Annotated in this window: 12 protein-coding genes; 7 read left to right on the top strand and 5 right to left on the bottom strand. The window is 67.6% G+C overall.

Annotation, left to right across the window (positions count from 1 at the left end):
* Window positions 1-68: 68 nt before the first annotated feature.
* Window positions 69-1202 carry a branched-chain amino acid ABC transporter substrate-binding protein gene (locus tag LGM56_RS29215; RefSeq protein ID WP_089497958.1) on the bottom strand — a complete coding sequence of 378 codons (1134 nt, stop codon included), beginning with the start codon at window positions 1200-1202 and terminating at the stop codon, window positions 69-71.
* Window positions 1203-1344: 142 nt separating this feature from the next.
* Complete coding sequence (locus LGM56_RS29210; RefSeq protein ID WP_226207477.1) at window positions 1345-2382, bottom strand: histone deacetylase family protein; 1038 nt, start codon at window positions 2380-2382, stop codon at window positions 1345-1347.
* A gap of 115 nt (window positions 2383-2497) precedes the next feature.
* Here LGM56_RS29210 and LGM56_RS29205 point away from each other — a divergent pair, with 115 nt between their 5' ends.
* The 5 genes from LGM56_RS29205 (at window position 2498) to dbpA (ending at window position 7384) form a co-directional block, all read left to right on the top strand.
* Window positions 2498-2986, top strand: a complete 489-nt coding sequence (locus LGM56_RS29205) for an Lrp/AsnC family transcriptional regulator (RefSeq protein ID WP_089428572.1) — start codon at window positions 2498-2500, stop codon at window positions 2984-2986.
* 69 nt (window positions 2987-3055) lie between these two features.
* On the top strand, window positions 3056-3361 hold the full coding sequence (locus LGM56_RS29200; protein ID WP_089463608.1) for a hypothetical protein: 306 nt from the start codon (window positions 3056-3058) through the stop codon (window positions 3359-3361).
* 510 nt (window positions 3362-3871) lie between these two features.
* Entirely contained in the window at window positions 3872-5515 is a 1644-nt protein-coding gene (gene mqo / locus LGM56_RS29195; RefSeq protein ID WP_089497960.1) for a malate dehydrogenase (quinone), read from the top strand.
* Between the two features lie 277 nt (window positions 5516-5792).
* Window positions 5793-5990 carry a hypothetical protein gene (locus LGM56_RS29190; RefSeq protein WP_011356541.1) on the top strand — a complete coding sequence of 66 codons (198 nt, stop codon included), beginning with the start codon at window positions 5793-5795 and terminating at the stop codon, window positions 5988-5990.
* Window positions 5987-7384: an ATP-dependent RNA helicase DbpA gene (dbpA, locus tag LGM56_RS29185; protein WP_039344267.1), complete on the top strand. Its 1398-nt coding sequence runs from the start codon at window positions 5987-5989 to the stop codon at window positions 7382-7384. Before LGM56_RS29190 ends, dbpA begins: the two co-directional genes overlap by 4 nt.
* Before the next feature lie 160 nt (window positions 7385-7544).
* Here dbpA and LGM56_RS29180 read toward each other — a convergent pair whose 3' ends face one another.
* The gene (locus tag LGM56_RS29180) at window positions 7545-8369 is read right to left on the bottom strand and encodes a phosphate/phosphite/phosphonate ABC transporter substrate-binding protein (RefSeq protein ID WP_226207475.1); all 825 of its coding nucleotides are present in this window, start codon (window positions 8367-8369) and stop codon (window positions 7545-7547) included.
* A 300-nt stretch (window positions 8370-8669) separates the two neighbouring features.
* On the opposite strand from LGM56_RS29180, the gene LGM56_RS29175 reads away from it, so the two are divergent.
* Window positions 8670-9695, top strand: a complete 1026-nt coding sequence (locus LGM56_RS29175; protein WP_226207474.1) for a fatty acid desaturase — start codon at window positions 8670-8672, stop codon at window positions 9693-9695.
* Window positions 9696-9879: 184 nt separating this feature from the next.
* Window positions 9880-11082: a benzoate/H(+) symporter BenE family transporter gene (locus LGM56_RS29170; protein WP_226207473.1), complete on the top strand. Its 1203-nt coding sequence runs from the start codon at window positions 9880-9882 to the stop codon at window positions 11080-11082.
* 25 nt (window positions 11083-11107) lie between these two features.
* Here LGM56_RS29170 and LGM56_RS29165 read toward each other — a convergent pair whose 3' ends face one another.
* Together LGM56_RS29165 and LGM56_RS29160 are read right to left on the bottom strand one after the other, a co-directional pair.
* Window positions 11108-11995 carry an NAD(P)H-binding protein gene (locus LGM56_RS29165; protein ID WP_226207472.1) on the bottom strand — a complete coding sequence of 296 codons (888 nt, stop codon included), beginning with the start codon at window positions 11993-11995 and terminating at the stop codon, window positions 11108-11110.
* A 263-nt stretch (window positions 11996-12258) separates the two neighbouring features.
* Window positions 12259-13176, bottom strand: a complete 918-nt coding sequence (locus LGM56_RS29160; protein ID WP_226207471.1) for an AraC family transcriptional regulator — start codon at window positions 13174-13176, stop codon at window positions 12259-12261.
* Between the last annotated feature and the right edge of the window lie 125 nt (window positions 13177-13301).

The raw sequence follows: 13301 nt of genomic DNA, 5'->3' as shown, positions 1-13301 counted from the left end.
ACGGCGAAGGCCGCGAAGCACCGCCTGCTTCGCGGCCTTCGCGACGTCAACGCAACGTCACCGCCCCATCACATCTTCACGATATCGAGCAGCGCCTTCTTGCCGCTCCTGTACGTGAACACCGAGATCGCGCCGTGCTTCAGGTCGCCCTGCGGCGTGAAACTCGTCTCGCCGATCACGCCCTTGTAGTCGGTCGCCGGCATCGCGGCCAGCACCTTCGCCGGATCGGTCGAGTTCGCGCGCTTCATCGCGTCGACGATGATGTACACGGCGTCGTACGAGAACGGCGCATACACCTGCATCGGCTGGTGGTAACGCGCTTCGTAGCGCTTCGCGAACGCCGCGCCGCCCGGCATCTTCTCGAGCGCGATGCCGGCCTCGGAGCACACGACGTTGTCGGACGCGGGGCCCGCGAGCTTCGGCAGGTCGGTCGAGCATACGCCGTCGCCGGCGAGGAGCTTCGCGCGCATGCCGAGCTGGCGCGCCTGCTTCGCGAGCGGCCCGCCCGTCGCATCCATGCCGCCGTACATGATCGCGTCGGGGTTCGCGCCCTTGATCTTCGTGAGGATCGCGCGGAAGTCGATCGCCTTGTCGTTGGTCGCGTCGCGCGACACGACCTTCATCCCGGCGGCCTTCGCGGCCTTCTCGAACTCGGTCGCGAGGCCCTGGCCGTACGCGGTTGAATCGTCGACCACGGCCACCGTCTTGATGCCCAGGTTCTTCGCCGCATACATCGCGAGCGCCGGCCCCTGCTGCGCGTCGGTCGCCACCACGCGATAGGTCGTCTTGAAGCCCTGCTGCGTGTAGGTCGGATTGGTCGCGGCCTGCGAGATCTGCACGACGCCGCCGTCGCGATAGACGCGCGATGCCGGAATCGACGTGCCCGAGTTGTGATGGCCGACGACGCCGATGACCTTGTCGTCGACGAGCCGCTGCGCGACCTGCGTCGCGGTGCGCGGATCGCCCGCGTCGTCCTGCGCGTCGAGTTGCAGCGTGACCTGCTTGCCGCCGATCGTCAGGCCCTTCGCATTGATTTCCTCGACCGCGAGGCGCGCGCCGTTCTCGCTGTCCTTGCCGAGGTGCGCGATCGCGCCGGTCAGCGGTGCGACGTGGCCGATGCGCACGATTTCGTCCGCGTGTGCGGACAGCGCGCACGTGAGCGCCGCCGCTGCCGCGAATGTCGTCATGGAATGTCGAAGCATATCTGTCTCCTGGTCAGTCTTGTGGGCCCCGTTCGATGCGGGACGTGTTGTGGTTCGGATGACGAATCGGTTTCGGTCAGTGATGCAGCGCGTCCCGCACTGCGGGCCCCATCCCTGTCGGCGGCACGGCTGCGGCGCCGCGTTACGCGCGCCCTTCGAATCCCAGCAGCACGTTGACCGCATTGATGCCGATCTCGTCGACCATGTAGCCGCCTTCCATCACGAACAGCGTCGGCACGTTCAGGCGCGCGAGCGCCGCGCCGATGCGCAGGTAGTCGGGCGAACGCAGCCGGAAATGGCTGATCGGGTCGTGCTCGAAGGTATCGACGCCGAGCGACACGACGAGCGCGTCGGGCGCATGCGCGGCGATCGCGGCGGCCGCGTGGTCGAGCGCCGCCGAGTAGGTGTCCCACAACGTGCCCTTCGGCAGCGGCAGGTTCAGGTTGAACCCTTCGCCCGCGCCGATGCCGCGCTCGTCCGCGTAGCCGGAGAAGTACGGGTACGACACGGGCGGCTCGCCGTGGATCGACGCGAACAGCACATCCGCGCGGTCGTAGAAGATGTCCTGCGTGCCGTTGCCGTGATGGAAATCGACGTCGAGCACCGCGACGCGCGCGGCGCCCTGTGCGACACAGTGCTGCGTCGCGATCGCCGCGTTGTTCAGGTAGCAATAACCGCCCATGTACTCGCGGCCCGCGTGATGGCCGGGCGGGCGGCACAGCGCGAACGCCGCGCGCGCCGCGCCGCTCGACAGCAGGTCGGCGCCGGTGAGCGCCGAGTTCGCGCTCGCGCTCACGGCATCCCACGTGCCGGCGTTGATCGGCGCACCCGCGTCCATCGCGTAGAAGCCGAGCTTGCCGTCGATGAACGCGGGCGGTGTCGAGGCCGCCGGCATCGCGCGCACCGGCCACACGAGCGGCAGCGCCTGGCAGGTGCGGCCCGTGGCGGCCCATTCGTCCCATGCGCCGGCGAGGAAGTCGACGTAGCGGGCGCTGTGCGCGGCCGCGTAGTGGGCGCGGTCGAACGGCTTCGGCGCGATCACGTCGCCGAGGCCGGCGGCGCGCACCTGCGCAAGCACCGTTTCGGCGCGAAGGGGGTTTTCGAACGAATCGGTGATCGCGCCGTCCTTCAGTTCGACGCCGCGATGCAGGTGGTGATCGCTGCTGTAGACCGTGAGCATGGTTGACCATTGCAGTGAGGGTGGCAACAGTTTATTGACGGCCACCGGCAATAGCTTTGCTTTCGACCCGCCCCTTTCGTACAATTTTGAGAAAACCGCCTACGGATTCCCGGAAATGAGCAAAAATCGCGCTTCGGCCGAACTGGATGGCGTCGACCGCGCCATGCTGCGCCTGCTGCAGGACGACGGCGCGCTGTCGAACGCGACGCTCGGCGAGAAGCTGTCGCTGAGCGTCACGCCGTGCTGGCGGCGCCGCAAGCGGCTCGAGGACGAAGGCGTGATCACCGGCTACCAGGCGAACCTCGACCGGCGCGCGCTCGGCATGAACGTGTTCGCGTTCGTGCAGGTGACGTTCAACATGCATTCCGGCCAGGATTCGGATCACTTCGAGGACGTGATGCGGCGTCACGACGAAGTGACGTCCTGCCACAAGATCACCGGCGCGGCCGACTACATCCTGCAGGTCGTCGCGGCCGATCTCGACGCGTACGCGGAATTCGTCGAGCATGTGCTGCGCAAGCAGGCCGGGGTGTCGTCGATCCAGTCGAGCCTCGCGTTGCGTGAAGTGAAGTTCTCGTCGCGCGTGCCGGTGCCGGGCGACTGACCGTTCATGCCGTTCCGCGCCCGTACCCGGGCATCCGTTGTCGATCGTCATCCCATGGAGCGCTACCTGATGAAACGTCTTCTTCCGTCTGCTTCGCTGGCCGCCGCCATGGCCTGCGCGCTCGCGTTGAGCGCCTGTGCGGCGCAATCCACCGTGCCGGCCGCCGCGTCGGCACCGGCCGAGGCTGCCGCGCCGCCCGCGCCGCCGATGCCCGGCAGCGATCGCGATCCGCACGGCTGCATCCCGTCGGCCGGCTATTCGTGGTGCGAACAAACGCAGCAATGCGAGCGCCCGTGGGAACTCGCGAAGCAGAAGGGCTTCGCGAATTCGGCGCTGGCGTACGAGCAGTTCTGCCGGAACAACTTCGCGAAGTGACGCAACAGGGCATGACGTGATCGGGACGCGGTGCAACGCCGCGCCCGACACCCCCGATCCCGCGCAGTCATCCCCAGCTTTCCCGCTTCCCGCGACCGTCATTCCGGAAACCCGGACACACAAAAAACCCCACAAAAACAACGGGATTTTTCGTTTGTGACACAGCAAACGAGTTCGGTTACATTACGCGCCCCTTGCCACCCCGCCTCCGCAAAACGCGTCGCGTGCGGCCTCTTGCCACGCAGCCTGAAGCATCTTCCGCTCGGGCTTGCCGCAAGGGCCCGGGCGCGTTGTGCGCCACTGTGACGCAGGCGCTTGCCTGCCCGCAGGCAGCCGATCCGAAGGTGTCCTTCCCGACGGCTTCGCGTGCGCAAATGCAACGGCGTGCGGCGTCGATCCGGAATTCCGGATTCGCGTGTCCGGATCTCCGGATCCGTGTTTCACCGCGATCGATACCCGCGCCGGGCGGCTTGGCAAACCGATGCATTCAAGTTGAAAAAGGGATCTGCTGTGATCAAAACGTTACGGGTAATACTGTCGGCGCTCGCGCTGTGCGTCGCGACATCGTCCGCGCATGCCGCCGACACGAAGAAGGTCGACGTCCTGCTGGTGGGCGGCGGCATCATGAGCTCGACGCTCGGCGTCTGGCTGCACGAGCTTCAACCTGACTGGTCGATGACGATGGTCGAGCGCCTCGACGGCGTCGCACTGGAAAGCTCGAACGGCTGGAACAACGCCGGCACCGGCCACTCGGCGCTCGCCGAGCTGAACTACACGCCGGAGAAGGCGGACGGCAAGATCGACATCTCGAAGGCGATCGAGATCAACGAGTCGTTCCAGATCTCGCGCCAGTTCTGGGCGTGGCAGGTCAAGCAGGGCGTGCTGAAGAACCCGCACTCGTTCATCAACTCGACGCCGCACATGAGCTTCGTGTGGGGCGACGACAACGTCCGCTTCCTGAAGAAGCGCTACGAAGCGCTGCAAGCGAGCCCGCTGTTCCGCGGCATGCAGTATTCGGAAGACTACGACCAGATCAAGCAGTGGGTGCCGCTGATGATGGAAGGCCGCGACCGCAACCAGAAGGTCGCGGCGACGTGGACGCCGATCGGCACCGACGTGAACTTCGGCGAGATCACGCGCCAGTTCGTCGGCTACCTGAAGACGCAGCCGAACTTCACGCTGTCGCTGTCGAGCGAAGTGCGCGAGATCTCGCGTAATGCCGACGGCACGTGGCACGTGAGCTGGGTCAAGCTGCACTCGGATGAACCGGCGCAGTCGGTCGACGCAAAGTTCGTGTTCATCGGCGCGGGCGGCGGTGCGCTGCACCTGCTGCAGGCATCGGGCATCCCCGAGGCGAAGGACTACGGCGCATTCCCGGTCGGCGGCTCGTTCCTCGTGACGGACAACCCCGACGTCGTGAAGCAGCATCTGGCGAAGGCCTACGGCAAGGCGTCGGTCGGCTCGCCGCCGATGTCGGTGCCGCACCTCGACACGCGCATCATCGACGGCAAGAAGATCATCCTGTTCGGGCCGTTCGCGACGTTCTCGACCAAGTTCCTGAAGAACGGTTCGTACTTCGACCTGCTCAAGAGCACCAACACGCACAACGTCGCACCGATGATGCGCGTGGGCGTCGACGAATTCCCGCTGGTCCAGTACCTCGCCGGCCAGCTGATGCTGTCCGACGACGACCGCTTCAACGCGCTGAAGGAATACTTCCCGAACGCGAAGAAGGAAGACTGGCGCCTGTGGCAAGCCGGCCAGCGCGTGCAGATCATCAAGCGCGACCCGGTCAAGGGCGGCGTACTGAAGCTCGGCACCGAGATCGTCGCGTCGCAGGACGGCAGCATCGCGGGCCTGCTCGGCGCATCGCCGGGCGCGTCGACGGCCGCGCCGATCATGCTGAACCTGATGAAGAAGGTCTTCAAGGACAAGGTCGCGACGCCCGAGTGGCAGCAGAAGATCCGCCAGATCGTGCCGAGCTACGGCACGAAGCTGAACGACAGCCCGGCGAAGGTCGTCGAGGAATGGACGACCACCAGCGACGTGCTGCAGCTGTCGCCGCCGCCGAAGATCGACCTCAGCACGCCGTCGCAGGCCACCGGCACCGCGCCGGCCCGCCCGGCGAAGGCGGCGACCGACATGGCGCTGTAACGCGCCGAGCGCCGCGCGACGCCATTGCGCCGCCTGACACGGCCGCCCTCCGGGGCGGCCGTTTTTCTTGGCGGGTAGCGGGCGAAACCGCCCGGCCGGCCGCCCGCTTCCGCTAGAATTGCGGCACGCGCGACCCGGTCGCCGCCCGATCCATCATCCGCATCGACGCAATCCAAGCGACGCCCGGTGCGGCCCGCGCCCAAGCCGCGCGAGCGCCGCCCGCCGTTGCCGCGCCCGCCCGGGCGCGCCATCAACCGAATTCAGCTGGAGAAAGACCGTGTTTACCTGCCGAAACCAGAGCTGCGGCACGCCGTGGGAGCAGTCCGACGTCGTCATCAAGGACGAAGGCCAGGGGCTGCTGTTCCGCTGCCCGCTGTGCGGCGCGCGCAACTATCTCGAACGCTTCGAGGACGACGAAGGCAAGGTCGTCTACGAGCAGATGGAAGGCCGCCCCTACCTCGGAGACCTGGAATGACCCAGCCGACCGCCACGCCGTTCAGCGCGCTGTCGTTGACGCCCGCCACGCTCGCCAACCTCGCGCAGCTCGGTTATGTCGACATGACGCCGATCCAGGCCGCGAGCCTGCCGGTCGCGCTGGCCGGCCAGGACCTGATCGCGCAGGCGAAGACGGGCAGCGGCAAGACCGCCGCGTTCTCGCTCGCGTTGCTGGCGCGCCTCGATGCGCGCCGCTTCGACGTGCAGGCGATGATCCTGTGCCCGACGCGGGAGCTCGCCGACCAGGTCGCGCAGGAAGTGCGCCGCCTCGCGCGCGCCGAAGAGAACGTGAAGGTGCTGACGCTGTGCGGCGGCACGCCGATGCGCCCGCAGGCGCAGAGCCTCGAGCACGGCGCGCATATCGTCGTCGGCACGCCGGGCCGCATCATGGATCACCTCGATCGCGGCAACCTGAAGCTCGACGCGCTGAACACGCTGGTGCTCGACGAAGCCGACCGGATGCTCGACATGGGCTTCTTCGACGACATCGCGAAGGTCGCCCGGATGTGCCCGACCACGCGCCAGACGCTGCTGTTCTCCGCGACCTATCCGGACGGCATCGCGAAGCTGAGCCAGCAGTTCCTGCGCAACCCGAAGGAAATCAAGCTCGAAGAGCGCCACGACAACAGCAAGATCCGCCAGCGCTTCTACGAAGTGACGGAAGACGAGCGGCTGCATGCGGTGGGTCAGTTGCTGAACCACTACCGGCCGGTGAGCACGATCGCGTTCTGCAACACGAAGCAGCAGTGCCGCGACCTGCTCGACGTGCTGCACGCGCAGGGCTTCCACGCGCTCGCGCTGCACGGCGAGCTCGACCAGCGCGAACGCGACCAGGTGCTGATCCAGTTCGCGAACCGCAGCTGCTCGGTGCTGGTGGCCACCGACGTCGCCGCGCGCGGGCTCGACATCGCGCAGCTCGAGGCGGTGATCAACGTCGACGTGACGCCCGACCCCGAAGTGCACGTGCACCGGATCGGCCGCACCGGCCGCGCGGATCAGGACGGCTGGGCGCTGAGCCTCGCGAGCATGGACGAGATGGGCCGCGTCGGTGCGATCGAGCAGGCGCAGAAGCGCGACGTCGAATGGCATCCGCTCGCGGAACTGACGCCGGCCGACGACGGCGTGCTGACGCCGCCGATGGAAACGCTGCAGATCCTCGGCGGGCGCAAGGACAAGATCCGCCCGGGCGACGTGCTCGGCGCGCTGACCGGCGACGCCGGGTTCGACGGCAAGCAGATCGGCAAGATCAACGTGACCGAGTTCTCGACCTATGTCGCGCTCGAGCGCGGTGTGGCGCGCGACGCGCTGCGCAAGCTCAATGCCGGGAAGATCAAGGGCAAGCGGGTCAAGGTCCGGTTGATGGACGAAGAATAAGCGGTAACGTGGAGGCGTCGCGGCGGCATCGCCGCGCCGTGGCGCCTAAGCCGAACCTGAATCTGTCCCTGACCTTGCATCGCCCCGGGCAACCTGCGGTCGTCGCCCCTCTTTCGGCAGTCGGCCGCCGCCCAGCCAAGCCGCCCGCATCGCCTGCCTGCTACGCGAGCGCCGGATATCCGTGCGCAGCAGCCTCCTGCTCGAACCGCGCAATCGCCTCGTAGTCATCCGGCGACAGCCGTTCGAATCCTTTCAGCCGCAGCACGCGCGCCCGCTCCGCATCGATCGCCACCGCGCGGTCGAGCGCATCTCGCAAAGCAGCGACCTGTGTATCTTCGAGTGCGCGCGATGCGATGAACGGCAATCCCGGCGCAGCGGCCGTCATCGCGATGATCCGGATGTCCTGCAGCAGATCGGGCAACGCGTCGCGCACATACGCGAACGTCACGCAATCGATCGCCGCGCAATCGGCTTCCGCTGAAGCCAGCGCACGCAGCACGTTCAGATGCGAGCCGAGCGCGGCAACCGATCCGAAGAATCGTCCGTCGCGCGCATGCGGCGCGACCGCATGCCGGAGCGCGTTCATCCCGCTGTGCGAATCCCGACCGTTGAATGCGGCCCGCAGCCCGCGGCATGCGGCGAGCGTCGTCGCGCCGTGCGTGTGTGCACGGGCCGACACGACCAGCACACTGCTGTAGTGCGCGCCGTGGCAACCGTCCGCATCGAACACGGGGGTTGCGATCAGTCGCACGACATCGCGCAGGCCCAGCATCCGGTACGGGTAGCCGCAGGTCTGCGACAGCAGCAGGTCGTCGCGCCGCCACAGCGCGTGCAGGTCGGCGACGGGTTCGTCGGGAAGCGTGACATCGGCAGGCCCGCCCGCGTTCGCGAACGCATCGAGCGTGTCGCGCAGCAGGGCGCGCCACAGCGCGTCGTGGCGCGGCGTCACGTTGTACATCGGCAGTACTGCGATCCATGGGTTCATGCGGGCATTCTACGCATCGCCGCTCACGCAGCGGAACCCGGTTCGATCTCGGTAAAACGGGGGCTGATCGTCGCGCAGTGCGCCTGAAGCTTATCGGCCGCGCGGCGATAAGCAAATGCGAATCGATTGGTTGGCCGCGCGGCGCGATCCCGGTACCGTCCTGATGCCTGCCCAAGCATCGCCATTGCACGTGATAACGGACAGGCCGACCGTGATCCGCGAGACACCTGCGCACCCGGGCCGAGCGCACCGGTTCAACCGCTCGTTCCCCGCACTGCCCGTTCAATCCGCCTCAACGCCATGGCCGAATACTTCGACGTCGACCACGCGCGTGCGATCGCCGCGCTCGACACCCGCTTCACCGCCCGCACCGAGTGGCCGACCTGGCTGCTGGTCGTCGCGATCTACGGCGGCTGGCTCGCCGTGCTGCTGCTCGTGCGCGACGGCACCCTGTCGCTCGCGGCCGCGACGCCGCCGCTGATCCTGCTCGGCGCGTGGCATTTGTCGCTGCAGCACGAGCTGCTGCACGGCCACCCGACGCGCTCCGCCCTCGTGAACAAGCTGCTCGGTTATCCGCCGCTGACGGTCTGGTATCCGTACACGCTGTATCGCGACACGCATCTCGACCATCACCGCGACGAAGACCTGACCGTACCGGGCGTCGATCCCGAAACGAACTACGTCACACGCGAACGCTGGGCGCAGCTGCCGCGCTGGCGCCGCGTGCTGACGGTCGCCCGCAAGACTTTCATCGGACGCTTCATCGCCGGGCCGCCGTTGAGCATCTTTGCGATGTGCATCGATGCATTCGCCGCGTTTCGTCGCGGCGACTTTCGCTATCTGCCGATGTGGGCGATGCATATCGCCTGCGTGGTTGCGCTGCTCGCGTGGCTGCAATGGGCGATCGGCGTGCCGTGGTGGTATTACCTGCTCGTGGTCACGTGGCCCGCGTTGTCGATCGCGATGATCCGCTCGCTATACGAGCACCGCGCCGCGCCACATCCGAAGGCGCGCATCGCGATCAATGAAGCCGGCTTCGCGATGCGGCTGCTGTACCTGAACAACAACTATCACCTCGTCCATCACGACCTGCCGAAGCTGCCGTGGTACGACCTGCCGCGTGCGTACCGGATGCGCCGCGACGCGTATGCGCGGAAATGCGGCGGCTTCGTGATTCGTGGCGGATATCGCGAACTGCTCGCGCGCCATGCGTGGACGCCGACCGATACGCCCGTGCATCCGTTCGATCAGGGCACGGCGTCGTTGTCGACGGGCAGCGGTGTGAAGGTGGCGGTGGTCGACAAGGTGCTGCAGATCAGCACGTGACGTGCGGTGGAGCCGACGATTCGTCCGCCCCGACGCGCATTCCTTACGAAACGCCAACATTCCTGCTCCCGCCCGCGCATTGCCAATTGCGTCGGCAATGCCCAGAATGGCGGTTCGTCCGGGGCTTCCAACAATTATTCGCCCCGGCTCTGCTCCCGGCCGCGCGCCGCATGCCCCCACGACGATGCAACCGAACACCCCGCCCGGCGCAATCCGCGCGATCGGCAACGACTGGTCCGTTTCCGCGATTACCGCGGGTTTTCTCGCGGTGCTGATTTCCTACGCGGGCCCGCTCGCGATCTTCTTCCAGGCCGCGCAGGCCGCCCATGCGTCGAATGCGATGGTGTCGTCGTGGGTCTGGGCGATCTCGATCGGCGCGGGCGTATCGGGCCTGTTCGCGAGCTGGAAGCTGAAGGTGCCGGTCATCACCGCGTGGTCGGCGCCCGGCACCGCGCTGCTCGTCGGCCTGTTTCCGCAACTGACGCTCAACCAGGCCGTCGGCGCGTACATCACGGCCGCGCTGATCATCCTGCTGATCGGCGTGACCGGCTATTTCGACCGGCTCGTGCGCCACATTCCGCGCGGCATCGCGTGCGGGATGATGGCCGGCATCCTGCTGCCGTTCGGCACGCATGCGTTCGCCGCCGCGTCGGAGCAGCCCGCGCTCGCGTTCGGGATGATCGCCGCCTACGTGATCTTCAAGCGCCTGCTGCCGCGCTACAGCATCGTGCTCGTGCTGCTGACGGGCGCCGCGCTCGCGACGCTGCTCGGGATGACGCATCTCGGCAACGTGTCGGCGAGCCTCGCGCACCCGATCTTCATCGCGCCCGAATGGACGCTCGGCACGACGCTCAGCCTCGCGCTGCCGCTCGTGGTCGTCAGCCTCACCGGCCAGTTCCTGCCGGGCATGACGATCCTGCGCGTGTCCGGCTATCACACGCCCGCGCGGCCGATCATCACCGCGACCAGCGTGATGTCGCTCGTGGTTGCATGCTTCGGCGGGATCACGATCGTCGTCGCGGCGATCACGGCGGCGCTCTGCACCGGCAAGGACGCGCACGAAGACCCGGACCGGCGCTACATCGCCGGGCTCGCGAACGGGGCGATCTACCTGATCGGCGGGCTCTTCGCGGGCACGATCGTCACGGTGTTCTTCGCGCTGCCGAAGGCGTTCGTCGCGATCCTCGCGGGGCTCGCGTTGATCGGCGCGATTGGCGCGAACGTGCACGGGATCTTCGAGGACGAGAACCACCGCGAGGCGTCGTTGATCACGTTCCTCGCGACCGCGTCGGGCATGACGTGGCTCGGGCTCGGCGCCGCGTTCTGGGGGATCGTGATCGGGTCGCTTTCGTATGCGGTACTGAACAAGGTGCGGCGATCGGCGTGATGCGCAACACGGGTCGCCGCCACTGTTACCGCGCGTGCTGGCGCACCAGTTGCGCGAGCGCATCGGCCAGCGTCGTCGTCCCGTAAAGCCGCTCCGACACGCCCTCCTCGACGTCGATCTGCCCCGCGTTGTGCACATCGTAGAGATCGACGATCAACTGCGCATGTCGTTCGCTGAGGCCCGCGCGCAGCAGCGTCGCATTCCACGTCTCGCGCGGCAGCTCATGCGCGACGATGGCCCGGCCGGCCGCCGCGCCAAGCGTATCGGCGATCGCCGTCACGCTCACCCGCCGCGGCCCTTCGACACTGACGATACGCGGACCGTTGCCGCCTTCCGGCGCATCGAGCAGCAACCGCGCCGCGACGACGCCCACGTCGGGCGCCCAGACCGTCGGGAACACCTTGCCGACCGGATGGTGAAAGCTCGGCAGCACGCCGGTGCCGAGCGCGACCGGCAGGATGCGCGTCCAGTTCTGCAAATGCTCGGCCGAACGCAGCAGCGTCACGTGCGTCGGGATCGCCTTCAGCCGCTCTTCCAAGTGATGAAACAGCCGCGTGATGCCCGTATTGCCGTCGCGCTCCGCACCATAGTCCGACAGCGCGAGCAGCACCGGCGGCGGGTTGGCGGCGAGCGCGGCAGCCGCGACGTCCATCATCCGTGTCATCGTCGCGGCCGGATCGGGATCGGCGACGGGCACCGGGCACAGGATCTGCACGGCCCGCGCACCGTCGATTGCCGCTGCGACCGCGTTCGCGTCCGTCAGCTCGGCGATCACGACGTCGCAGCCGAGCTGCGCGAAACGTTCACGATGGCGTGCGTCGCGCAATACCGCGCGCACGGGATGGCCGGCATTGCGCAAGGCCGTCACGGTCGACTGGCCGACATTGCCGGATGCACCGAAGATCACGAACACGATTCGCTCCTGAGGGGATGAAGGTGCGGTGATTGTCGGTTTGCGCGAAGGGAACGGCGCGCAAGGAGGGATGAAACCAGCAGGAAAGGATGACGGATTGGCTGGCGGCTGTCATGCGGGCCGTCCGCTGCCTCGCCTTCCGCGTCGAATCGTACGGCCTGCCTCTAGCCGAGGGCGCAGGCGAAAACAGTCCAGGAGCCGATTGGACAATTGCCCCGAGAGCCGGCGCGACGACTCATCTCCGGTGCGGCGCCATCGCTCCACTACGTGTCACGCCCGCTACCCTCACCGTCATACGCGAGCCGCAGCCCGCCCCTTGCCCCCGACCGCGCAATCTCGGTCGGCGTCGCCCCCAGCACGCGATTCATCCAGTTCGCCATGTGGCTCTGATGCGCAAACCCGGCCTCGAGCGCGATCTGGCTGATGCTGAGCCGGCCTTCGAGCAGCAACGCCTTCGCTCGCTCGACCCGGCGCCGCACGACGTACTGGTGCACCGGCATTCCGAGCGTTTCGCGGAACAGCACCTTGAAATGCGGCACGCTGATCGACACGAGCGCCGCGAGTTCGGCCAGCGTCATGCGCCGCTCCAGGTTCGCTTCGACGTAGTCGATCACGCGCGCGGCCGCCTTCGGCGCGAGCGTGCGGCGGCGCTCGCGGAACGCCGGCTGGCCGTCGACCAGCCGCGCGACGAGCGCCGTGCACAGGCTTTCCGCATAGAGCGGATCCGACGCGTCTTCCGCTTCGAGTTCGGCGGCCATCGCCCACGCGATGTGCTGCAGGCGCGGGTCACGCACCTGCAGCCGGCGGCGGATCTGCCCCCGCGACGGCTTCAGTTCGAGCTGCTCGACGGTCCGCCGCACGAACGTGTCGCTGAGCGCGATATGGAGGATCTGGCAGTCGGCGCTGTCGGTCCACTGGCCGGGCAGGCCGGCCGGAATCACGTCCACGTCGCCATGCGCCTGGATGCGCGACACGCGCTCGCCGTCGCACACGCAATCCGCGCGAACGGGCGACCCGATATGCACGCCGATCCGGTGATGCTCGGCCGCCGGAATCCGGTAGGTGCCCGCGCGGATGGCCAGCAGCGACGCGCCGAAGCCCTGCCAGCCGAGCCCGCGGCTCGAGCGCAGGCTGACCGGGACGCCGTTGTCCGTCGGCGCCGCGAGAATCGCATCGCTCATGGCCTTCCTCCAGTGGATCGGGATGTCGAACGCGCATTGTGACGCGTTTTCGGGCCGTCTGCCGGGCCTGCCGGCGGCCCGCACCGGTCGGGCAGAAAAAGATCATCCATTCCTGCTCAGGGCCA

Origin of the sequence: Burkholderia sp. AU38729 (assembly GCF_020419725.1) — a bacterium.
In the GTDB taxonomy this organism is placed as follows: domain Bacteria; phylum Pseudomonadota; class Gammaproteobacteria; order Burkholderiales; family Burkholderiaceae; genus Burkholderia.
This window is presented reverse-complemented; position numbering and strand designations above follow the sequence as displayed.